20 protein-coding genes are annotated in these 20,815 nt (G+C 72.3%); 3 read left to right on the top strand and 17 right to left on the bottom strand.

Annotation, left to right across the window (positions count from 1 at the left end):
• Positions 1 to 331 precede the first annotated feature (331 nt).
• The gene (locus ACZ37P_RS13245; protein ID WP_188280389.1) at positions 332 to 553 is read left to right on the top strand and encodes an STAS domain-containing protein; all 222 of its coding nucleotides are present in this window, start codon (positions 332 to 334) and stop codon (positions 551 to 553) included.
• On the opposite strand, the gene ACZ37P_RS13240 is transcribed toward ACZ37P_RS13245, so the two are convergent.
• From ACZ37P_RS13240 to ACZ37P_RS13165, 16 genes are all read right to left on the bottom strand, one after another.
• Positions 512 to 1,534, bottom strand: a complete 1,023-nt coding sequence (locus tag ACZ37P_RS13240; protein WP_355338814.1) for a sigma-70 family RNA polymerase sigma factor — start codon at positions 1,532 to 1,534, stop codon at positions 512 to 514. The genes ACZ37P_RS13245 and ACZ37P_RS13240 overlap by 42 nt on opposite strands.
• Positions 1,535 to 1,762: 228 nt before the next feature.
• The gene (locus ACZ37P_RS13235) at positions 1,763 to 4,012 is read right to left on the bottom strand and encodes an MMPL family transporter (RefSeq protein ID WP_467346564.1); all 2,250 of its coding nucleotides are present in this window, start codon (positions 4,010 to 4,012) and stop codon (positions 1,763 to 1,765) included.
• A 212-nt stretch (positions 4,013 to 4,224) separates the two neighbouring features.
• On the bottom strand, positions 4,225 to 4,977 hold the full coding sequence (locus ACZ37P_RS13230; protein WP_355338717.1) for a sirohydrochlorin chelatase: 753 nt from the start codon (positions 4,975 to 4,977) through the stop codon (positions 4,225 to 4,227).
• The gene (locus ACZ37P_RS13225; protein WP_355338720.1) at positions 4,977 to 5,912 is read right to left on the bottom strand and encodes an ABC transporter permease; all 936 of its coding nucleotides are present in this window, start codon (positions 5,910 to 5,912) and stop codon (positions 4,977 to 4,979) included. Before ACZ37P_RS13225 ends, ACZ37P_RS13230 begins: the two co-directional genes overlap by 1 nt.
• On the bottom strand, positions 5,899 to 6,702 hold the full coding sequence (locus tag ACZ37P_RS13220; protein ID WP_391048725.1) for an ABC transporter ATP-binding protein: 804 nt from the start codon (positions 6,700 to 6,702) through the stop codon (positions 5,899 to 5,901). Before ACZ37P_RS13220 ends, ACZ37P_RS13225 begins: the two co-directional genes overlap by 14 nt.
• A 73-nt stretch (positions 6,703 to 6,775) precedes the next feature.
• Entirely contained in the window at positions 6,776 to 7,921 is a 1,146-nt protein-coding gene (locus tag ACZ37P_RS13215) for an aliphatic sulfonate ABC transporter substrate-binding protein (RefSeq protein WP_401724007.1), read from the bottom strand.
• 261 nt (positions 7,922 to 8,182) lie between these two features.
• Positions 8,183 to 9,547 carry a sulfate adenylyltransferase subunit 1 gene (locus tag ACZ37P_RS13210; protein WP_401312203.1) on the bottom strand — a complete coding sequence of 455 codons (1,365 nt, stop codon included), beginning with the start codon at positions 9,545 to 9,547 and terminating at the stop codon, positions 8,183 to 8,185.
• A gap of 2 nt (positions 9,548 to 9,549) precedes the next feature.
• Positions 9,550 to 10,485: a sulfate adenylyltransferase subunit CysD gene (gene cysD, locus ACZ37P_RS13205; protein WP_355338732.1), complete on the bottom strand. Its 936-nt coding sequence runs from the start codon at positions 10,483 to 10,485 to the stop codon at positions 9,550 to 9,552.
• Positions 10,482 to 11,021 carry an adenylyl-sulfate kinase gene (gene cysC / locus ACZ37P_RS13200; protein WP_355338820.1) on the bottom strand — a complete coding sequence of 180 codons (540 nt, stop codon included), beginning with the start codon at positions 11,019 to 11,021 and terminating at the stop codon, positions 10,482 to 10,484. Before cysC ends, cysD begins: the two co-directional genes overlap by 4 nt.
• Positions 11,022 to 11,116: 95 nt before the next feature.
• The gene (locus ACZ37P_RS13195) at positions 11,117 to 11,821 is read right to left on the bottom strand and encodes a phosphoadenylyl-sulfate reductase (protein WP_355338735.1); all 705 of its coding nucleotides are present in this window, start codon (positions 11,819 to 11,821) and stop codon (positions 11,117 to 11,119) included.
• The gene (locus tag ACZ37P_RS13190; RefSeq protein ID WP_355338738.1) at positions 11,818 to 11,997 is read right to left on the bottom strand and encodes a hypothetical protein; all 180 of its coding nucleotides are present in this window, start codon (positions 11,995 to 11,997) and stop codon (positions 11,818 to 11,820) included. Before ACZ37P_RS13190 ends, ACZ37P_RS13195 begins: the two co-directional genes overlap by 4 nt.
• On the bottom strand, positions 11,994 to 13,718 hold the full coding sequence (locus ACZ37P_RS13185; RefSeq protein WP_391048716.1) for a nitrite/sulfite reductase: 1,725 nt from the start codon (positions 13,716 to 13,718) through the stop codon (positions 11,994 to 11,996). The genes ACZ37P_RS13190 and ACZ37P_RS13185 overlap by 4 nt, the downstream gene beginning before the upstream one ends.
• Before the next feature lie 155 nt (positions 13,719 to 13,873).
• Positions 13,874 to 13,957 carry a putative leader peptide gene (locus tag ACZ37P_RS13180; RefSeq protein WP_355338823.1) on the bottom strand — a complete coding sequence of 28 codons (84 nt, stop codon included), beginning with the start codon at positions 13,955 to 13,957 and terminating at the stop codon, positions 13,874 to 13,876.
• A 150-nt stretch (positions 13,958 to 14,107) separates the two neighbouring features.
• Complete coding sequence (locus ACZ37P_RS13175; protein ID WP_355338744.1) at positions 14,108 to 14,659, bottom strand: GNAT family N-acetyltransferase; 552 nt, start codon at positions 14,657 to 14,659, stop codon at positions 14,108 to 14,110.
• Positions 14,660 to 14,888: 229 nt separating this feature from the next.
• Entirely contained in the window at positions 14,889 to 16,166 is a 1,278-nt protein-coding gene (locus tag ACZ37P_RS13170; RefSeq protein WP_391048710.1) for a GAF domain-containing protein, read from the bottom strand.
• A 383-nt stretch (positions 16,167 to 16,549) separates the two neighbouring features.
• The gene (locus ACZ37P_RS13165; protein ID WP_467346456.1) at positions 16,550 to 18,187 is read right to left on the bottom strand and encodes an acyl-CoA dehydrogenase family protein; all 1,638 of its coding nucleotides are present in this window, start codon (positions 18,185 to 18,187) and stop codon (positions 16,550 to 16,552) included.
• Between the two features lie 18 nt (positions 18,188 to 18,205).
• Here ACZ37P_RS13165 and ACZ37P_RS13160 point away from each other — a divergent pair, with 18 nt between their 5' ends.
• Entirely contained in the window at positions 18,206 to 19,453 is a 1,248-nt protein-coding gene (locus ACZ37P_RS13160; RefSeq protein WP_391048707.1) for a YihY/virulence factor BrkB family protein, read from the top strand.
• A 54-nt stretch (positions 19,454 to 19,507) separates the two neighbouring features.
• A complete protein-coding gene (locus tag ACZ37P_RS13155) occupies positions 19,508 to 20,200 on the top strand; it encodes a helix-turn-helix domain-containing protein (protein ID WP_401312217.1) in 693 nt (230 codons plus the stop codon).
• Here ACZ37P_RS13155 and ACZ37P_RS13150 read toward each other — a convergent pair.
• Positions 20,175 to 20,591, bottom strand: coding sequence for a VOC family protein (locus ACZ37P_RS13150; RefSeq protein ID WP_391048703.1), 417 nt, complete (start codon positions 20,589 to 20,591; stop codon positions 20,175 to 20,177). The two genes, ACZ37P_RS13155 and ACZ37P_RS13150, sit on opposite strands and share 26 nt — an antisense overlap.
• Positions 20,592 to 20,815: the final 224 nt, after the last annotated feature.

Below are 20,815 nucleotides of genomic sequence, written 5' to 3'. Positions count from 1 at the left end.
AACCCTTCGCCGAATCGCCCGCAGTCCCGAATCGTCCACTGTCCCGTACCGCCGCGCCCGCCCGCGCCCTCCCCGTACGCCCCCGCCGTGTCACGCGCCGCCCCACCGACGTGCCGCTTTCCGTACCGCATATGCCGACAGCATCGGTCAACGGCGCGGAACTAGGCCAGTGTCGCATCCGCGCGCCCCCTGAACGCGCGTCACCGGCTGAGAATGCGCCGTGAATACGCCCGAATACGTCGGGCGCGCAGCGATGAATCCTGGCCGCCCGGCCGGTCGGTATCCATGAAGGCCCGTCCGGGGGCCAGGTCCAGGAGAGGCGGAGAAGACTGTGACGGCGGCACCCGGCCCGACGGAACCCCTGGTCGTGGACGTGACCGGGCTCCCCGGCGGCGCGCCCGGCACCATCGGCGCGCTCGCCCGGCTGGGGCTGGCCGCGCACAGGACCGGGCACACCGTGCGGTTGCGCGGCGCCACCGCGGAACTCCGCGAATTGCTCGAACTCGCCGGGCTAGCGGGGCAGTTCGAGTGGGAGGCCGAAAAGCGGGAATAGGTGCGCGGTGTCGAGGAACGCGTTGATGCCGGTGATCCGGCCGTCGGTGATCTCCAGCACCTGGAGCGCCCACGGGTGGTGGCCGCCCTCCGGGCCGTTCGACCGGTACTGCCCGAAGCCGGGCGATCCGTTGGCCCACACCGGCAGCAGCCGGGAGTCCTTGCACTCGATACCGGTGCCGAGGAACCAGTCGCGTATGTCCTGGTGACCCTGGAGCCACAGGGCGTACGGCGGCATGGACAGCGTGACGTCCTCGTGCAGCAGGGCGGTCAGCGAATCGAGGTCGTAGCGCTCGAAGGCGTCCACATAGCGCGCGAGCAGCTTCTCCTGCGCCTCGTCCATCGGCGCGGCGGCGGCCTTGGCGTAGTCGGTCCCCGCCGTGCTCACCCCGGCCTCGCTGAGCGTGGCGCGGGCGCGCTGCAACGCGCTGTTGACCGACGCCACCGTCGTACCGAGCAGTTCCGCGGTCTCGCTGGCCTTCCAGGCCAGCACCTCGCGCAGGATCAGGACGGCCCGCTGCCGGGCGGGCAGGTGCTGGAGGGCGGCGACGAAGGCCAGCTTGATCGTCTCGCGGGAGACCACGACATCGGCCGGGTCGCCGGAGGACGGCAGGGCGCGGACGTCGGGCACCGGCTCGATCCAGACGCTCTCCGGGGAGGCGGCGGGCAGCGTCGCGTCGGCGTGCGACGCGGGGGACAGGTCCATCGGGCGGGCCCGGCGCTTGCCCGCGTTGAGACTGTCCAGGCACACATTGGTCGCGATCCGGTACAGCCAGGAGCGGAACGAGGCCCGACCCTCGAAGCCGCGCTGCCCGCGCCAGGCGCGGACCAGCGTCTCCTGCACGGCGTCCTCGGCCTCGAACACCGAGCCGAGCATGCGGTAGCAGTAGCCGGTCAGCTCTGCCCGGTGCTCCTCAAGACGGAGCTCCACCTCGTCGGCAGCCAGGGCGGTACCGCTCCCGGCGCTTTCGCTCTCTCTCACGGTCACGCTTTCCACACTAGGCCCGCCCACTGACAACGAGCCCGGAAAAGGGGCCCGGAACACCGCCCGGAACGCGCCGGAGCCCCCGTCCCGGGCGGGACAGGGGCTCCGTGACCTGCGGAGAAACGCGGGATCCGAATTTTCCGAGGTAATTTTCGCGCCGGGCCGAGGCGGGCCGGGTCGGGCCGGGAACAGGCCCCGGGGTCCTCCCCGGCCCCTGGTCGGGGATCAGACCCGGTCGGGCACCTGGTCCCGGTACGGCTCCTCCGGCAGCGCGACGACCGGCGGCGGGGCCAGGGTCGACTCGTCGTGCGTCATGTCGGGCAGCCGGTGCATCCAGCGCGGCAGGTACCAGTTGCGCTCGCCGAGCAGGCTCATCACGGCCGGGAGCAGCACCCCGCGGATGACGGTCGCGTCGATCAGCACCGCGAAGGCCAGGCCGACACCCATCTGCTTCATGCTCTGCATGGACAGCGTCCCGAAGATCGCGAACACCGCGACCATGATGACGGCGGCGCTGGTCACGACGCCCGCGGTGGTGGTGATGCCGTGCTCGATCGCGCCGCGGGTGCTCATCCCGCGCACCTTGGCCTCGCGGATCCGGGAGACCACGAACACGTGGTAGTCCATGCTCAGCCCGAACAGGATCACGAAGAGGAACAGCGGCAGCCAGGCCACCACCGCGCCCGTACCGGTGGCGCCCACCAGCGACGCGCCCCAGCCGTGCTGGAAGACCGCGGACAGGATGCCGTAGGCCGCGCCCACCGAGAGCAGATTCAGCACGATCGAGGTCAGCGCGATGGTCAGCGACCTGAAGGACAGCAGCATCAGCAGGAAGGCGAAGACGGTCACGAAGGCGAAGACCGGCAGCACACTGCTGGTGATCTTGGCCGTGAAGTCCATCGACCCGGCCGTCCCGCCGGTCACCGGCGCCTGGAGGCCGTCGACCTTGCCGAGCGTGTCGGGCCGTACGTGGTCGCGCAGCGTCCGCACGTTGTCCTGGGCCTTGGCGCGGTCGCTGCCGCCGGCCAGCGGTACGTCGATCTGGGCGACGTTCTGCGCGGCGTGCACGGTCAGGGTGACCGGGCCCTTGCTGGCGCCCGAGGACACGGCCTCGGCGCGGAAGGCGGCGATGGCCTTCTTGACCGCCGGGGCGTTGATGTCGTCGGCCTTGACGACCACGTTGGCCTGGTCGGGACCGCCGGGGAACGCCTCGTTGATGTGCTCGTAGGTCTGGATGATCGGCAGCTTGCTGCCCAGTTCCTGCGGCATCGACAGATTCGCGGTCTTCATGCCGAACGCGGGGAGCGCGATGACCAGCAGGGCGCCGCCCGCCATCACCGTGGCGGTCTTGGGGTGGCTCAGCACCGGACCCAGGACGGTCTTCCAGAAGCGGCTGCTGGGGTTGGCGGCGCGCCGGGCGGAGTTCTTCCGGCCGCGGTTCAGGAACGGGATGCGGCCCTTCTCGACCCGGTGGCCGAGCAGCGACAGCAGCGCGGGCAGCACGGTGACCGAACCGAACATCGCGATGGCGACGACGATCATCGTGGCCAGGCCCATCGCCTTGAAGTCACCGATGCCGGTGAAGAGCATGCCCGCCATGGCCACGATCACGGTGATGCCGGAGATCAGGATGGCCCGCCCCGAGGTGGCCGCCGCGATCTTGATCGCGGTCTGTCCGTCGTGCCCCGCGGCCCGCTCCTCACGCTCGCGGCGCAGGTAGAACAGGCAGTAGTCGACGCCGACGGCCAGGCCGACCAGCAGCATCACGGAGTTGGCGGTGTCGCTCATCGGGATGATGTGGCTGACCATCGCCACCACACCGCCCGCGGCCATGAACGCCGTCATCGCCAGCGCCACCGGCAGCAGCGCCGCGACCAGCGCGCCGAACGCGATCAGCAGGATGCCCAGTGCCACGGGCACGGCGGAGAACTCGGCGGTCTTGAAGTCGCTGCCGAAGGCGTCGTTGAGCACCTTCCCGCCGCTCGCGTCGCCGAATTCCTCGATCCGCAGGTCCGTGTGGCGCGACTGGACCTTCTTCACCGCGTCCATGACCGGCTGCACCTTGTCGGGCGCGTCGTCCGCCAGGCCGAGCATGTCGAAGCGGACCAGCGCCGAACGCCGGTCGGCGGAGACGGCCTTGGTGTCATAGGGCGAGGTGACCGCGGTGACCTTGCCCGTGCCCTTGACCGCGGTCATCACATCGGCGACCGCGGTGCGGAAGGCCGGGTCGGTCGCGTGACCCGAGCCCTTGGCCTGGATCAGCACCATCTCGCCCGCCGCGCTCTTGAGCCCGGCGTTCTCCTTGATCGTGGCGGCCTGGTTGATCTCGCCGGACATCGACTTGTCCTGGTCGAGGTCGACCCGGCCCGCCGACTGTCCGACGAACATCGCCAGGATGACGAAGAGCAGCCACCCGCCCACCGCCGCCCAGCGGTGCCGGGCGCTCCAACCGCCCATAGCCGCCGCGATGCCCATCCTGCTGCCGTGTGCGCCTGAGCGACTCACGGTGTCCCCCTTGAAGGATCGTCATGGGTGGCGGCCTGACCTGGTGATCCGGGGCCGCTCCGTACGCCTATGACGCTATGGGGACGCGGGGCGCCGACCCATCCGGCCTGCTGGTGACTTCCGGGAGGGCGGGCTCCCCCTCAGGGGTGGGGACAACCCCACCATGGCCGGGAAGTTGGCCCTTACACCGACACCAGTCGGCGCGCGGGCAGCAGCGCCTCGTCGTACCGGCGCAGCAGCAGTTCGGCCAGCTCCGGCGCGGCGCCGAGCACCGGCGCGAGCACGTCGGCGCCCGCCTCCCGCGCGCCGCGGGCGATCCGGTCGGGCAGGAAGCCCGGCGCGATGACGTACGGGGCCACGGCGATCCGGCGGACGCCCTCGGCGCGCAGCGCGCGTACGGCGTCCTCGGTGCGCGGCAGGGCGGCGGAGGCGAACGCGGGCCGCACGGCGCGCCATCCGGTGCGCCGCCACTCCCGCGCGATGTCGGCGATCACCGCCCTGGCCTCCGGGTCGGTGGAGCCCGCGGAGGCCAGCACGACACCGGTCGAGGCGCGGTCGCCCGGCCGCAGCCCGGCCTCCGTCAGCCGCCGCTCCAAGGTGGCGACCAGCAGCGGCGACGGGCCGAGCACGTCGGCCTGCGTGATCCGCAGCCGGGAGGGGGCGTCCCGCAGTACGGCGGGGATGTCGGCCTTGGCGTGGAAGGCGCGGGTCAGCAGCAGCGGAAGGGCGACGGTCTCCCGTACGCCCTCGGCCGCGAGCCGTTCCAGCACCTGGGGCACCGAGGGGGCGCAGAAGTCCAGGAAGCCGGTCTCGACCCGCAGACCCGGCCGCGCCGCCCTGACCCGCCGGGTCAGCGCGCGCACGGTCTCGGCGTGCCGCGGGTCGCGGGAACCGTGCGCGATGACGACCAAGGGGGGCCGGGCGGCGGGGCGCACTACTGCTGGGCCCCGGCGGTCAGGCCGCGGCTGCGCAGCACCCAGCGCTCCAGCGGGCTGAAGATGATCTGGTCGATGGCGATGCCGACGAACAGGATCAGCAGGATGCCGAGGAAGACCCCGGCCATGTCGGAACCCTCGCGCATGTTCTCCAGGTAGCGGCCGAGGCCGACGCCCAAGTCCGGTGAGGACGCGATGAGTTCGGCGGCCATCAGGGAGCGCCAGGAGAACGCCCAGCCCTGCTTGAGGCCCGCGACGTAACCGGGCAGCGCGGCGGGCAGCAGGATGAACCAGGCGCCGCGCAGGCCGGTCGCGCCGATGGTGCGGCCCGCGCGCAGGTACAGCGGCGGCACCTGGTCGATGCCGGACACCAGGCCGTTGGCGATCGACGGCACCGCGCCCAGCAGGATCACCGTGTACATCGCCGAGTCGTTGATGCCCAGCCAGATCACCGCGGCGGGCACCCACGCCACCGACGGCAGCGACTGGAGCCCGGACAGGATCGGGCCGATCGCCGCCCGGACGAACGGCACACGGGCCACCAGCAGGCCCAGCGGGGTGCCGATGGCCAGCGCGGCGACGAAGCCGAGCAGGCCGCGCTGCACGCTGGTCCAGATGATGGAGAGCAGGTCGCCCTCGTTCCACCGCTCGGACAGCGCCTGGCCGACGGCGTGCGGGCTGGGCAGCTTCGTCGGGTCGGAGAAACCGCCCCACACCGCGAGCTGCCAGACCACCAGCACCAGCAGGATCGCGGTGACCGGCGGCAGCACCTTCTTGAACAGGATCTCCCAGAAGGGCGCCCGCCGGACCTCGACGGTCTCCAGCGCGTCGAGGCCCGCTTCGAGCCCTGACAGGTCGTGCCGGTCCGCGGCGCCCGGCCCGTCCGTCTTCCCGAGCGGGACGGCGCCTTGCGCGGACGTCTCAGTGCTGGCCATGGCGGCGGATCTCCCCACGCAGTTCTTCGGTGATCTCGACGGACAGGTCCGCCACGGCCGCGTCCTCGATACGGCGCGGCTGCGGGATGTCGATGGTCCACTCACGGGCGATCCGCCCCGGCCGCGACGACATCAGCACGACCCGCTCGGCGAGCCGTACCGCCTCCCGGACGTTGTGCGTCACGAACAGCACCGACAGGTCGGTCTCGGACCAGATCCGGGTCAGCTCGTCGTGCAGCACATCGCGGGTGATGGCGTCCAGCGCCGCGAACGGCTCGTCCATCAGCAGCAGTTGGCTGTCCTGGGCGAGCGCGCGGGCCAGTGCCACGCGCTGCCGCATACCGCCGGACAGCTCGTGCACCCGCTTGCCGTACGCGCCGCCGAGCCGTACGAGGTCCAGCAGCCGCTCGGCCTCGGGGCGGCGCTCCTCACGGGGCACGCCCCGCAGCCGCAGGGCCAGTTCGATGTTCTTGCCCGCCGTCAGCCACGGGAACAGCGCGTGTTCCTGGAACATCAGGGCGGGCCGCCCGCCGGGCGCCGCGATGGCGCCCGCGGACGGCTTGTCGAGTCCGGCGACCAGATTGAGCAGGGTGGACTTGCCGCACCCCGAGGCCCCCAGGAGGCAGACGAACTCACCGGGCCGCACGTCGAGCGTGATGTCGTCCAGCACGAGTTGCCGGGCGCCGGGCCTGCCGAACGCCTTCGACACATGGTCGAGCCGCGCGGCGTACGCCTCGGGCTCCGCGGTCTGCGCGTCGGCACTGGTGAGGGTGTCGGCCATGGGTGTCACCTCCTGGGGTCCTACGGGGCGGGTGCGGTTGACGCCGCTACGGGTCGTCGGGGGGCGGGTGTCGCGGGCGGGGCTACTGAGCGCCGAGCCCCGCGGCGTCCACCGTCGGCTTGCCGTCCGCCGTGAGCACCTTGTTGAGCAGCGTCAGGTCGTACAGCCCGTTGAGCTTCGGCGCCTTGAGCAGACCGGCGTCCACGGCGTGCTGCGCCTCCTCGCCCGCGGTCTTCGCCAGCGGGTCGTCCAGCACCTGGATGGACTTCCAGGCCGGGTCGAGGACGTTGGCCGGGAGCGCCTTCTGCGTCAGCTTCTTGAGCTGGTCGTTCGCGTCCGCCTTGGCCTTGTCGGGGTTGGCCGCGATCCACGCGTTGGTGTTCACCGAACCGCGCAGCACCGCCTCGACCACGTCCGGGTGCGCCTTGAGGAACTTCTGCGACACGATCACATTGGTGATCACGAACTTGTTGTCGGGCCACAGCGTGCTCTCGTCCAGCAGCACCTTCGCGCCCTCGGCGACCAGCTTCGACGCGGTGGGCTCCGGCACCCACGCGCCGTCGATGGAGCCCTGCTTGTACGCGTCGGGGGTGATCTTGTTGTCGGTGCGGACCACCGACACATCGCCCTTGCCGCTCTGCGCGTCGACCTTCCAGCCCTTGGTCTTGATCCAGTTCAGCAGCGCCACGTCCTGGGTGTTGCCGAGCTGCGGGGTGGCGATCTTCTTGCCCTTGACGTCGTCCAGCGTCTTGATCTTGTCGGGGTTGACGACGAGCTTCACACCGCCGGACGCCGAACCCGAGATGATCTTCAGGCTGGCGCCGTTCGACTTGGTGTAGCCGTTGATCGCGGGGGAGGGGCCGATCCAGCCGATGTCGATGGAACCGGCGTTGAGCGCCTCGATCTCCTCGGGGCCCGCGTTGAAGGTCAGTTCCTTGACCGTGGTGGCGCCCAGTTCCTTCTGGAAGATGCCTTCCTTGAGGCCGACCAGCGGGGTGGCGTGCGTCAGGTTCGGGAAGTAGCCGATCTTGACCTGGTCGGCGGAGAGCTTCTTCGCGTCGGCACCGGCACTGGCGGCCGGCGCGGTCGTCGCGTCACTCGACTTGTCGTCGTTGGAGCCGTAGCCGCAGGCGGCGAGAGCGCCGAACAGGATCGGCAGGGCGGCGGCCGCGGCGGTGAGTCTGCGGCGGCGGAGGGCGCGGGATACGGGACGGGACTGGGCAGACACGTGGGTGTCCTCTCGTAAGGCCCGGCGTGTCGCGCTCATGGTCAGGGCGCGGCCGGAAGTTCGTCAGGTCTTCGAAAGCGGTGCAACGGGGGCCGCTGTGCGCGGCGCTGGGGTACGGCGGCGGTCACGGCGTGCCCGTGGTCCGCGGCCGGGCGCGTCAGCCCACACATCGTGCGACCCCGCCCGTACCCGCGCCGAGCGAGCCGCTGCCGACGCGGCCGCCCTCCTTCGCGAAACCCGAGAAGGCATCCTGAGTCATCGTCAGAAGTCCCAACCCTCGTCGTCGGCCGCGCCACCCGCGGCCGGATCCGTCTTCTCCGCGAATGCCTCGCCCGCCATGCCCGCGGTCAGCGTCGTACCGTCCGCCGGGTCGATCAGCAGGAAGGAACCGGTCAGCCGGGAGTCCGCGTACGCGTCCACCGGCAGCGGCTCCGCGGTGCGCAGCAGCACCGCTCCGATGTCGTTGACCTCCAGTTCGGCGGGCTCGTTGTCGTGCGCGAGACCGTGCGAGAGGTCGATCCGGTACGGCAGGCCCTTGACGATCGCCTTCACCGTCCGGGTGGTGTGCTTGAGCAGCACGCGGTCGCCGATCCGCAGCGGACGCTCGTGCAGATGGCACACCGTGGCCCTGATGTCCTGGGTGATCGCGGGCGCCGTCGCGGTCGGCGCGATCATGTCGCCGCGCGAGATGTCCAGGTCGTCGGCGAGCAGCACCGTCACCGACTGCGGCGCCCAGGCGGTGTCGACGGCCTCACCGAGCGCGTCGATCCCGGAGATCGTGGTGGTACGGCCCGACGGCAGCACCGTCACCGCGTCGCCGACGCGCAGCAGCCCCGAGACGATCTGGCCCGCGTAACCGCGGTAGTCCGGGTGCTCCGCGGTCTGCGGCCTGATCACGTACTGCACGGGGAACCGCGCAGGGCAGCCGGTCAGGTCGTGGCTGACCGGGACCGTCTCCAGGTGCTCCAGGACGGTCGGGCCGCCGTACCAGTCCATGTGCGCGGACGGCTCGACGACATTGTCACCGGCCAGCGCGGAGATCGGGATCGCGGTGATCTCCGGGACGCCCAGCGAGGCCGCGTAGGAGGTGAACTCCTCGGCGATGGCGGCGAACACGGGCTCCGCGTAGTCCACCAGGTCCATCTTGTTGACCGCGAGCACCACGTGCGGGACGCGCAGCAGGGCCGCGACGGCCGCGTGCCGCCGGGTCTGCTCGATCACGCCGTTGCGGGCGTCGACCAGCACCACGGCCAGCTCCGCCGTCGAGGCGCCGGTGACCATGTTGCGGGTGTACTGCACATGGCCCGGGGTGTCGGCGAGGATGAACCGCCGCCGCGCGGTGGCGAAGTAGCGGTAGGCGACGTCGATGGTGATGCCCTGCTCGCGCTCGGCCCGCAGGCCGTCGGTGAGCAGCGCCAGGTCCGGGGCCTCCTGGCCCCGGCCGAGCGACGCCCGCTCGACCGCCTCCAGTTGGTCGGTGAGCACCGACTTGGAGTCGTGCAGCAGCCGCCCCACCAGCGTGGACTTGCCGTCGTCGACGGAGCCCGCGGTGGCGAAGCGCAGCAGCGTGGTGGCCGACAACTGCTCGGCGGTGAGGGGGTTGGTGGGACCCGTGGTGGCGGTCATGGTTAGAAGTACCCCTCGCGCTTGCGGTCTTCCATCGCGGCTTCCGACATCTTGTCGTCGGCGCGGGTCGCGCCCCGCTCGGTCAGCCGGGAGGCGGCGATCTCGGTGATCACCGCGTCGAGCGTGGTGGCCGCGGAGTCGACGGCGCCCGTGCAGGACATGTCGCCGACCGTGCGGTAGCGCACCTGGCGGGTCTCCACCGGCTCACCGGCCTTCGGGCCGCCCCACTCGCCCGCGGTCAGCCACATCCCCGACCGGTTGAACACCTCGCGCTCGTGCGCGAAGTAGATCTCGGGCAGCGCGATCTTCTCGCGGGCGATGTACTGCCACACGTCCAGCTCGGTCCAGTTGGACAGCGGGAAGACCCGTACGTGCTCGCCCGGCGCGTGCTTGCCGTTGTAGAGCTGCCACAGCTCGGGGCGCTGGCGGCGCGGATTCCACTGCGAGAACTCGTCGCGCAGCGAGAACACCCGCTCCTTGGCCCGCGCCTTCTCCTCGTCGCGCCGACCGCCGCCGAACACCGCGTCGAAGCGGTGCTCCCTGATGGCCTCGGTCAGCGGCACCGTCTGGAGCGGGTTGCGGGTGCCGTCGGGGCGCTCGCGCAGCCGCCCGTCGTCGATGTACTCCTGCACCATCGCGACATGCAGCCGAAGGCCGTGCTCGGCGACCGTACGGTCCCGGAACTCCAGCACCTCGGGGAAGTTGTGCCCGGTGTCCACGTGCAGCAGCGAGAACGGCACCGCCGCGGGCGCGAACGCCTTCAGCGCCAGGTGCAGCATGACGATCGAGTCCTTGCCGCCGGAGAAGAGGATCACCGGCCGCTCGAACTCGCCCGCCACCTCCCGGAAGATGTGCACGGCCTCGGACTCCAGCGCGTCCAGGTGCGAGAGGGCGTACGGGCTGTCCGTGCTTCCGGAGTGCGCGACGGCGGCGGTCATATGGTGAGCCCCTTCTCGACAAGCAGCGCGTGCAGTACGGAAGCCGACTCCTCGACCGTGCGGCCCTGGGTCTCGATCCGCAGATCGGGGTCGGCCGGGATCTCGTACGGGTCGTCCACGCCGGTCAGGCCGGTCAGTTCACCCGCGGCCTGCTTGGCGTACAGGCCCTTGACGTCACGCACCGAGCAGACCTCGACCGGTGTCGCGACATGCACCTCGACATAGCCGGTGCCCTGCTGCTGGTGGCGCTTGCGGACGGCCTCGCGGCTGTCGGCGTACGGCGCGATGACCGGGACGAGCGCCAACACGCCGTGCGAGGCGAGGAGTTCGGCGACGAAGCCGATGCGCTGCACATTGGTGTGCCGGTCCTCGCGGCTGAAGCCGAGGCCCGCGGAGAGGAATTCGCGGATCTCGTCGCCGTCGAGCACCTCGACCCGGCGGCCCTGCGCGCGCAGCCGCTCGGCGAGTGCGTGGGCGATGGTGGTCTTGCCCGCGCTCGGCAGACCGGTGAGCCAGACGGTGGCGCCGGTGGTCATCCCCAACTCCTGACTGGTCGTCACTGCCTCGGTCGTCACCGCGCCGGTCCGCGTGGGGCCGGCCTTCGTGGCACCGGTCCCCGTCCGACCGGCCGTCACAGGTGGATCCCGCACTCGGTCTTGCCCAGGCCCGCCCAGCGGCCGGCGCGGGCGTCCTCGCCCTCCAGCACCCGGCGGGTGCACGGCGCGCAGCCCACCGAGGCGTAACCGTCCGTCAGCAGCGGGTTGGTGAGGACCCCGTGCTCGGCGACGTACGCCTCCACGTCGTCCTGCGTCCAGCGGGCGATCGGCGCGATCTTGACCTTCCGCCGCTTGGCGTCCCAGGACACCACCGGGGTGTTGGCCCGGGTCGGCGACTCGTCGCGGCGCAGGCCCGTCGCCCACGCCTCGTAGCCGCGCAGGCCCTCCTCCAGCGGAGCGACCTTGCGCAGCGCGCAGCACCGGTCGGGGTCGCGGTCGTGCAGCTTCGGCCCGTACTCGGCGTCCTGCTCGGCGACGGTCTGCCGCGGGCTGATCGTGATGACGTTGACGTCCATCACGGCCGCGACCGCGTCCCGCGTGCCGATGGTCTCGGGGAAGTGGTAGCCGGTGTCGAGGAAGACCACGTCCACGCCGGGCAGCGCCCGCGAGGCGAGGTGCGCGACCACGGCGTCCTCCATCGAGGACGTGACGCAGAACCGCGGCCCGAAGGTGTCGGCGGCCCAGCGCAGCACGTCGAGCGCGGACGCCTCCTCCAGGTCGCGGCCCGCCTGCTCGGCCAGGGTGCGCAAGTCCTCGGCGGTGTGCTGTGCGGTGGTCACGAGGCGCCTCCATGCGGGGAGTTGGCGGTCGTTCCCCTGGACAGCAGCCCGAGGAACTTCAGCGTGAATGCGCGATTGCAGGCGTGGCATTCCCACGCGCCGTGGCCTTCCTCGGACGGACGCAGGTCCTCGTCCCCGCAGTAGGGGCAGTAGAACGGCGCGGCCCGCTCGCTCATGACAGCTCCTCAGCGGAGGCGCGCGCCGCCCACTGCGCGAAGCGCTCGCCGTCGGTGCGACCGGCCTGGAAGCGGGTCAGCACCCGCTCCACGTAGTCCGGCAGCTCCGCCGAAGTGACCTTCAGACCGCGGACCTTGCGGCCGAAGCCCGCCTCCAGGCCGAGGCTGCCGCCCAGGTGCACCTGGAAGCCCTCGACCTGCTCGCCGTCGGCGTCGGTGACGAGCTGTCCCTTGAGACCGATGTCCGCGACCTGGATACGGGCGCAGGAGTTGGGGCAGCCGTTGATGTTGATGGTGACCGGCTCGTCGAAGTCCGGCAGCCGCCGCTCCAGTTCGTCGATGAGCGAGGCGCCGCGCGCCTTGGTCTCCACGATGGCGAGTTTGCAGAACTCGATTCCGGTGCAGGCCATCGTGCCGCGCCGGAAGGGCGACGGCGTGGCCTGGAGGTCCAGCGACTCCAGACCCGCGACCAGTGACTCGACCCGGGACTCCTCGACGTCCAGGACGAGCATCTTCTGGTCGACGGTGGTCCGCAGCCGGTCGGAGCCGTGCTCGGCGGCCAGTTCGGAGATCTTCGTCAGCGTCGCGCCGTCGATCCGGCCGACCCGCGAGGCGAAGCCGACGTAGAAGCGGCCGTCCTGCTGCCGGTGCACGCCGATGTGGTCGCGCCACTGCCGCACCGGCTGGTCGGGCGCCGGACCGTCGGTCAGCTCGCGCTTGAGGTAGTCGTCCTGGAGCACCTGGCGGAACTTCTCCGGACCCCAGTCGGCGACCAGGAACTTCAGCCGGGCGCGGGCGCGCAGCCGCCGGTAGCCGTAGTCGCGGAAGATGCCGATGACGCCCGCCCACACCTCGGGCACCTCGTCCAGCGGCACCCAGGCGCCCAGCCGCACACCGAGCTTGGGGTTGGTGGACAGCCCGCCGCCGACCCACAGGTCGAAGCCGGGGCCGTGTTCGGGGTGCCGGACGCCGACGAAGGCGATGTCGTTGATCTCGTGCGCCACATCCAGCAGCGGCGAGCCGGAGACCGCGGTCTTGAACTTCCGCGGCAGGTTGGAGAATTCCTTGCTGCCGATGTAGCGGTCGTGGATCTCGTCGATCGCGGTGGTGCCGTCGATGATCTCGTCCTCGGCGATGCCCGCGACGGGCGAGCCGAGGATGACGCGGGGCGTGTCGCCGCACGCCTCCATGGTGGACAGGCCGACCGCCTCCAGGCGGCGCCAGATCTCCGGTACGTCCTCGATCCGGATCCAGTGGTACTGGATGTTCTGCCGGTCGGTGAGGTCGGCGGTGCCGCGGGCGAACTCCTGCGAGATCTCGCCGATCACCCGGAGCTGGGCCACGGTCAGCCGGCCGCCGTCGATCCTGACCCGCATCATGAAGAACTCGTCGTCCAGCTCCTCCGGCTCCAGGATGGCGGTCCTGCCGCCGTCGATCCCGGGGCGGCGCTGCGTGTACAGCCCGTACCAGCGCATCCGGCCGCGCAGGTCGGCGCCGTCGATGGACTGGAATCCGGCCTTGGAGTAGATCGTCTCAATGCGTGTCCGCACATTGAGACCGTCGTCGTCCTTCTTGGTCTGCTCGTTGCCGTTGAGCGGCGTGAAGTGCCCCATGGCCCACTGGCCCTCACCGCGGTGCCGTCCGGCCTTGCGGCGCGACGCGGCAGCCCCGGCGGCGGCGTCTCCGGCCGGAGTCTGGGGCAGGTCAGGGGTGGAAGCCATGGCGATGCGTCCTTCGGGCAGGCTCGAATACGGTCGATTACGCGCGGGAGCACCCTATGGCCTGGGAAAACGCAGGGCTGTGAAACACAGCGGGGCGGCCGGGGACTCCCGGGCATCCACGACGACGGGGATGGCGGGGAGCGGAGCTAAGTCGGTCAGACCGCCGGACAGATGGCGCTGGACACGCGGCAGAAGTCGACGTGCGGCCGACCTACCAAGGCGATTCCAGTGCGTGACATGACGAAAGCGTGGCATGCGGGTCTCCGGAGAGTCCACCGCCATCCATTATGTGGACCAGATAATCTCACCAGGTGAGAAACTGTGGCGTCGGTCACGCCCCGCCCGGCGCGACCGGCGCGCGGACGGTCACGCGCCCGGCGCGCGCACGGTCACGCGCCCGGCGGAGTGGACGGGGAAGCGGCGACCGTCGTGTCGAACACCCGGAAGCCGCGCCGCCGGTAGTTGTCCAGCGCGTACGGCCCGTCCAGCGAGCAGGTGTGCACCCACACCCGCTCGGTCGGTTCCCTTCCCTCCCAGCGGTCGCCCAGGTCCCAGGCCCGCTCGGTGCCGAAGGACAGCAGATGGCCGCCGAGACCGCGGCCCCTGGAGTCCGGCAGCAGCCCGAAGTAGACGATCTCCACCACGCCCGCGTCCTGCGCCCCCAGCTCCACATAACCCGCGGGGGTGCCGTGTTCGTACGCCACCCACACCTCGGTGCCGGGCCGCGCCAGATGCGCCCGCCACTGCTCCGGCGGCCACGGCAGCCGGTCCCGCCACGCGCAGTCCGCGCCGACCGCCGTATACAGAAAGCGCCCGAATTCGGCCGACGGGACCTGCGACCGCACGATCCGGACACCCGACGCCTCGGGCGGCACGGCCGCGGCCCGCAGCTCGTCGGGCGAGGTCAGTTCGAGGGACCAGGTGGTCACGGGCGTACTCATGCGGCCCACCCTAGGCGGTGCGGCCCGGCGCCCCGGGCCCGCCCCGGACGCCGCGACCGGGCACCCGGTGGCCGGATCTCGCCCCCGGCCCGCGCCCGTACCGCGCTCCGCGCGCCCCCACCGCGCGGACACGTCCTCTTGACGGCCGCGCCGCCGACTCGTTTCGATGGTCATCACGCGAATGCGGCCGGACACGTACGGTGACCGGCCGCGCCCGGCGGCCGTACGGTCAGCGGCGCGCGGCCAGCACCGCGGGCGCGAGCGAGTGCGGGAGGAGGTCCAACGGGTGGTGCGGACGGATGAGTTCGACATTCACCCCGTCGGCGAAGCGGTACGGCCGGTGCGCCAGCACGCCCGCCAGATTCCGCCGCAGCCGGGACAGCTCCGCGCGCACCGTCACCGTACGGCTCGGATCGCCGAACAGATCGGCCGCCAGCTCGGCCGCGGTCCTGCCGCCGCGGTGCACCGCGAGCACGAACAGCAGCTCCGCGTGGCGCGGACTGAGCTGCTGCGCCCAGCTCCCTGCCGCGCCGCTCACCGTCACCATCCAGTTGCGCGGACGGCTCACGTCCAGCACCACCTGGCTCGCGCCCGACGCCCGCTCGCGGCTGCCCAGCCGTACCAGCCAGCCGCCCGGCAGCGGCTCCACCGAGCACAGGCCGAGCGAGGGCAGCCACATCTGCCCGGCGCTGACGGCCGCGGGCAGTTGCAGCCGGTCCGGCGGCGCCATCCCGGCCACCGCGGCCACCCAGCCGTTGGGGTCGACGGCCAGCGCCTGGCCCTCCATCCGGGCCAGCAGCGGCGCGGCCACCGACCGCAGCCGCTCGACCGCCGCCCAGTGCCTGGCCCGCAGTTCGCCCTCGGCGACCCTGGCCACCGCGGAGACCAGCGACAGATTCGCCGGGTGCGCGGTGGAGGCGGGACCGGTCACGTTCACCACGCCCAGCAGCCGTCCGTCGCGCGGATCGTGCAGCGGGGCCGCGGCGCAGGTCCAGCCGTGCAGATTGCGCACGTAGTGCTCGGCCGAGTGCACCTGGAGAGGGGTGCCGGTCACCAGCGCCGTACCGATCGCGTTCGTGCCGACCGCGTCCTCGGCCCAGCTCGCGCCCTCGGCGAAGCCCAGCCGGTCGGCGAGGGACTTGCGGGACGCGAGGCTGCCGTCGCGCCACAGCACCCGGCCCTCCGGGTCGGTGACGATCATGATGTGCCCGGCCACGTCCGCGACCGCGTGCAGACCGTCGCGCAGCAGCGGCAGCAGACCGCCGAGCGGGGTGGACTGCCGCCGGTACTCCAGCTCGTCGGTGCCCAGCAGCCCGTCGTTGCGACCGGTGTCCGGGTCCAGGCCCCGGCTCAGGGCGCGTGTCCATGACTCGCCGATCACCGGCCGCGGCGGCTTCGGCGGCACATCACCCGCAAGAGTGGCTTCCCGGACCGAGGCCAGCAGGTGCGCGGACGCGCGGGCGTCCATCGCGTCCCTCCGGCCGACCTGGATCGGAAAGTGTGTCACGTCGCCCCCGCCCTGCGTGCTCTCCGTCTTCCACTGCCCATGGTGCCGCCGTACGGGCCCGGCCGTCGCGATTTCCCTCCCCTCCGCCGGAGGTCCCCACACGGCCTGACGACATGTGCAACGGGCTGCAACCATTGCGAGCGTACGCGACTTCGACGGAGAGTGACGCGGCGTCACCGGCGCGCGGCAGCCCCCCGCCCGCGCTGCCGGGACGGTCGGCCTGACGGCCCAACAGACCGGGGGTGGTGCCGAGTCGGCGCGGCGCCACCCTCCGTGGGCGCGGCGGCGGAAACCTTTCTGCTCCCCCTTCGGGGGGCGAGCGGAGGGACAGCCGCTGCCGCGCCGTTTTCCGTTCCGCCGCGACGGGACTTCGCGGACGCGCCCTAGGACTGGACCGGGCGGGCGCGGTCGACGATCGAGGACAGGTCCAGGGTGTGGGGGAGGGTGCCGAAGGTGGCGCCCCAGTCGTGGCCGAGGCGGGAGGCGCAGAAGGCGTCGGCGACCTCGGGGGGCGCGAAGCGGACCAGGAGGGTGCCCTGGAGGACCAGCGCCATGCGCTCGACGATGCGGCGGGCGCGGGTCTCGACTCCGTCGAGGTCGGCGAGTTCGCCGAGGAGGTCCTTGACGGCGCCGTCGAGGCGGTGGTCGGCCCCGCGGGCCAGCCCCAGCTCGGCCAGGAAGGCGTTGAGGGCCAGCGGCTCCCGCTGGAGGACGCGCAGCACGTCGAGGGCCTGGACGTTCCCCGAGCCCTCCCACACCGAGTTCAGCGGCGACTCGCGGAAGATCCGCGGCATGCCGGACTCCTCCACGTAGCCGTTGCCGCCCAGGCACTCCAGCGCCTCGGCCGCGACGACCGGACAGCGCTTGGTGACCCAGAACTTGGTGACGGCCACCGCCAGCCGCCGGAAGTGCCGCTCCTGCTCGGTGTCCGCGTCGCAGGCCGCCGCCAGCCGCAGCGCCGTGGTCGTCGCGGCCTCCGACTCCAGCGCGAGGTCCGCCAGCACGTTGCGCATCAGCGGCTTGTCGGCCAGCGGCCCGCCGAAGGCGCTGCGGTACGTGGCGTGGTGCACGGCCTGCGCCACCGCCTGCCGCATGAGGGCGGCCGAGCCCAGCGCGCAGTCGAGACGGGTCGCCGCGACCATCTCGATGATGGTGGCCACCCCGCGCCCCTCGTCGCCGACCCGCCGCGCCCACGTACCGCTGAACTCCACCTCGCAGGAGGCGTTGGAGCGGTTGCCGAGCTTGTCCTTCAGCCGCTGGATCGCGAAGACGTTGCGGGTGCCGTCCGGCAGCACGCGCGGCAGCAGGAAGCAGGTCAGCCCTCCCGGCGCCTGCGCCAGGACGAGGAAGCCGTCCGACATCGGCGCGGAGCAGAACCACTTGTGCCCGGTCAGCGCGTACGCGCCGTCCTCCGCCAGCGGCTCGGCGTGCGTGGTGTTGGCCCGTACGTCGGAGCCGCCCTGCTTCTCCGTCATGCCCATTCCGAACAGCGCGCCCGGCTTCTCGCCGGCCGCGACCAGTTGCGGATCGTAGACCCGCGACCCGAGCCGCGGCTCCCACTCGGCGGCCAGCGCCGGGTCGGTGCGCAGCGCGGGCACCGCCGCGTGCGTCATCGACACCGGACAGCCGTGCCCGGCGTCGACCTGCGACCAGACCAGGAACCCGGCGGCCCGCCTGAGGTGCCCGTCGGGCCGCGACCAGGCGTCGGTGAGACCGGCGGTGACCGCGTGCCCGAGCAGCCGGTGGTACGAGGGGTGGAAGTCCACCTCGTCGATCCGGTTGCCGTAGCGGTCGTGGGTGCGCAGCACGGGCGAGTACGTGTTCGCCTCCTCGCCCCAGCGCTGTGCCTGGGCGGATCCCGCGGCCTTGCCCAGCTCGCTCAACTCGTCCGTGATCTCCGTGAGCCCGGCCGGATCGGCGTGGCGGGCCACGGCCTCCACGAGGGCGCTGTCGGTGCTGTACACGTCATGGCCGACCAGCGGCGGAGCCTGATTGGTCACCGTGTGAGTGAGGGTGCTCATGGCAGCTAACGTAAGGGGGTGCAAGCAGCCGAAGAAAGAGGCCATCGTCGCCCGAGCAGGTGGCGCCGGGCTCGGGTGGTGTACCGCAACGTCTCCAAGCGCAAGGTCGCTTGGCTGCTGCTGAAGGACACCGTCAACTCCTGCATGGAGTACCGGGTGACCGGCCTCGCCGCCGAGGCGGCCTTCTTCGTCCTGCTGTCGCTGCCGCCGCTGCTGCTCGGCCTGGTCGGCGCCCTCGGCTACGTCGACACCGTCATCGGCCTCGACACCATCGACCACATCCGGCACAACATCCTCACGGCGTCCTCCACCGTGCTCTCCGACAAGGGCGTCAACCAGCTCGTCAAACCCCTGGTCGACGACGTCTTCCACGGCCGCCGCCCGGACCTGATCTCGCTCGGCTTCCTGATCGCCCTGTGGTCGGGCTCCCGCGCGGTCAACGTCTTCGTGGACACCATCACCATCATGTACGGCCTGGAGGGCCGCCGCGGCATCGTCAAGACCCGGCTGATGTCGCTGGTGCTGTACGTCGTCGCGCTGATACTGGGCGCCGCCGTACTGCCGCTGGTCGTCGCGGGACCCGACGCGGTGGTCGACGTGCTGCCGGGCGGCGAGGGCGCGGTCGCGGTGCTGTACTGGCCCGCCGTCCTGCTCGCCACGATCGCCTTCCTCACCACGCTCTACCACGTGTCGGTGCCGGTGCGCTCCGCCTGGTACGAGGACGTGCCCGGCGCGCTGATCGCGCTGCTGATGTGGGTGGTCGGCAGCTTCGTCCTGCGGATCTACCTCACCCACACCGTCGAGGGACCGACGATCTACGGTTCGCTGGCCGCGCCGGTCGCCGTCCTGCTGTGGATCGGCGTGTCCGCCTTCGCCGTCCTGGTCGGCGCGGCCGTCAACGCGGCCGTGGACCGGGTGTGGCCGTCGCTGGCCACCGCCGCGGCCCGCGAGGAGAACGCCAGGCTGCGGGAGGCCGCGGCGGCCGAGGTCGTCGCGCAGGCCGCCGCCCGCAGGGCCGCGTACGCCGGGGACGAGGACGGCGACCCCGACGACGACCCGCCCGCCGAATACCCCGAGCGGTGGGCGGAATTCCTGCCGCACGCCGATGTGCGGTCCCGGCTGCGCCGCCGCCCCGACGTACCGCCGATGGCTCCGGCGCCCCCGCCCGCCCGGCACTCGGCCCCGCACCGCTCGGCCTCCCGGCCCGCGCCTCCGCCGCCCGCCGCGCCCCCGCCGCCGATGCCGCCCTTCCCGCCGGAGCTGTGACGCGCGGCTCGGCTCGGCGGGACCGGCGGCCGGGTCGCGGTGCACCATGGAGGCATGTACGAGGAACGTGCCGCCGCGGTGCCGGGCGTCACCGTGTGGACCCGTGAGAACGGCGGCGGGTCCTACCGCGTGCTGCCCGACGGCTGCATGGACCTGATCTGGTACGACGGCGGCCTGCTGGTCGCGGGCCCCGACACCCGCGCGTTCGTCGCCGACGACGCGCCGGGCGGATCGTACGCGGGGCTGCGGTTCGCGCCGGGGCTCGGCCCGCTGGTGCTGGGAGTGCCGGCCCGCGAGCTGCGCGACCGCAGGGTGCCGCTGGACGCGCTGTGGCCCGCGGCGCGCGCCGGACGGCTGGCGGACCGGCTGGGCGGCCGGGACGCCGCCGCCGTCCTCGACGCCTGGGCGGTGACGCGGCTCGGCGCGGCGGGGCCCGTCGATCCCCTCCCGGGCGGCGTCGCCAGGGCGCTGGCCGCGGGCCGCCCGGTGGGCGCGATCGCGGCCGGGACGGGCCTGGGGGAGCGGCAGTTGCGCCGCCGCTGCGAGGCCGCTTTCGGCTACGGCCCCAAGACGCTCGGCCGGGTGCTGCGGCTGCAGAGGGCGCTGGAGCTGGCCCGCGGGGGCACCGCGTTCGCGCAGGTCGCGGCGGTCGCGGGCTACGCCGACCAGGCCCATCTCGCGCGCGAGGTCAAGTCGCTCGCGGGCGTGCCGCTCGGGCGGCTCATCCAGCCGACGGCTCCGGCATAGCGGCGAAGAGGTCGACGGTGTTGCCGTCCGGGTCGTACACGGCCGCGTAGCGCTGGCCCCAGAAGGCGTCCCACGGCTTGAGGTGGCCCGTGTGCCCGGCCTCGGTCAGCTCGGCGTAGGCCGCGTCCACGCCCTCGGGGGCGCCGCAGTCGAAGGCCAGCGACATCCGGGAGCCGGTGGCGGGCGACCAGTCGGGGTCGAAGGAGCGGACGGTCTCCACGGTGTCCCAGGCCAGCCGCAGACCGCCGGGGAGCGTGACCTCGACGTGCGGCTCCGCGTCCGCCGCCGCGGGCAGCTCGATGCCCAGGCGCCGGTAGAAGGCGAGCGAGGCGGCCATGTCCGCGACGACGAGGCCGATCAGATCGATACGGGGCGTGAGGGGTGCGTTCATGCCGTTCACGCTAGGCGGGCCGGGCGCCGGGTGTCTTGAACGAAACGGACACCCGGCACCCGACCTGCGACCCCCCGGCCCCCACCGGGGTTGTGAGCGTCGCCGCGGTCGCGCACCGTGCTCCGCGGGCGACGCGGTCCGAAGGATGCGATGAGGCCGATGGGGACTGATGAAGGCCGATGGGGTCGGATGAGGCCGATGGGGTCGGACGGGGCCCGACGGGG

This window comes from Streptomyces sp. NPDC024632 (assembly GCF_055559175.1).
This window is presented reverse-complemented; position numbering and strand designations above follow the sequence as displayed.

Bases quoted from the DNA above. Each gene is read 5' to 3' on its own strand.
- ACZ37P_RS13235 (WP_467346564.1), bottom strand. From the start codon at position 4,012: ATGGGCATCGCGGCGGCTATGGGCGGTTGGAGCGCCCGGCACCGCTGG.
- ACZ37P_RS13225 (WP_355338720.1), bottom strand. From the start codon at position 5,912: ATGGCCAGCACTGAGACGTCCGCGCAAGGCGCCGTCCCGCTCGGGAAG.
- ACZ37P_RS13210 (WP_401312203.1), bottom strand. From the start codon at position 9,547: ATGACCGCCACCACGGGTCCCACCAACCCCCTCACCGCCGAGCAGTTG.
- cysD (WP_355338732.1), bottom strand. From the start codon at position 10,485: ATGACCGCCGCCGTCGCGCACTCCGGAAGCACGGACAGCCCGTACGCC.
- cysC (WP_355338820.1), bottom strand. From the start codon at position 11,021: ATGACCACCGGCGCCACCGTCTGGCTCACCGGTCTGCCGAGCGCGGGC.
- ACZ37P_RS13190 (WP_355338738.1), bottom strand. From the start codon at position 11,997: ATGAGCGAGCGGGCCGCGCCGTTCTACTGCCCCTACTGCGGGGACGAG.
- ACZ37P_RS13185 (WP_391048716.1), bottom strand. From the start codon at position 13,718: ATGGCTTCCACCCCTGACCTGCCCCAGACTCCGGCCGGAGACGCCGCC.
- ACZ37P_RS13180 (WP_355338823.1), bottom strand. From the start codon at position 13,957: ATGTCACGCACTGGAATCGCCTTGGTAGGTCGGCCGCACGTCGACTTC.
- ACZ37P_RS13175 (WP_355338744.1), bottom strand. From the start codon at position 14,659: ATGAGTACGCCCGTGACCACCTGGTCCCTCGAACTGACCTCGCCCGAC.
- ACZ37P_RS13165 (WP_467346456.1), bottom strand. From the start codon at position 18,187: ATGAGCACCCTCACTCACACGGTGACCAATCAGGCTCCGCCGCTGGTC.
- ACZ37P_RS13155 (WP_401312217.1), top strand. From the start codon at position 19,508: ATGTACGAGGAACGTGCCGCCGCGGTGCCGGGCGTCACCGTGTGGACC.
- ACZ37P_RS13150 (WP_391048703.1), bottom strand. From the start codon at position 20,591: ATGAACGCACCCCTCACGCCCCGTATCGATCTGATCGGCCTCGTCGTC.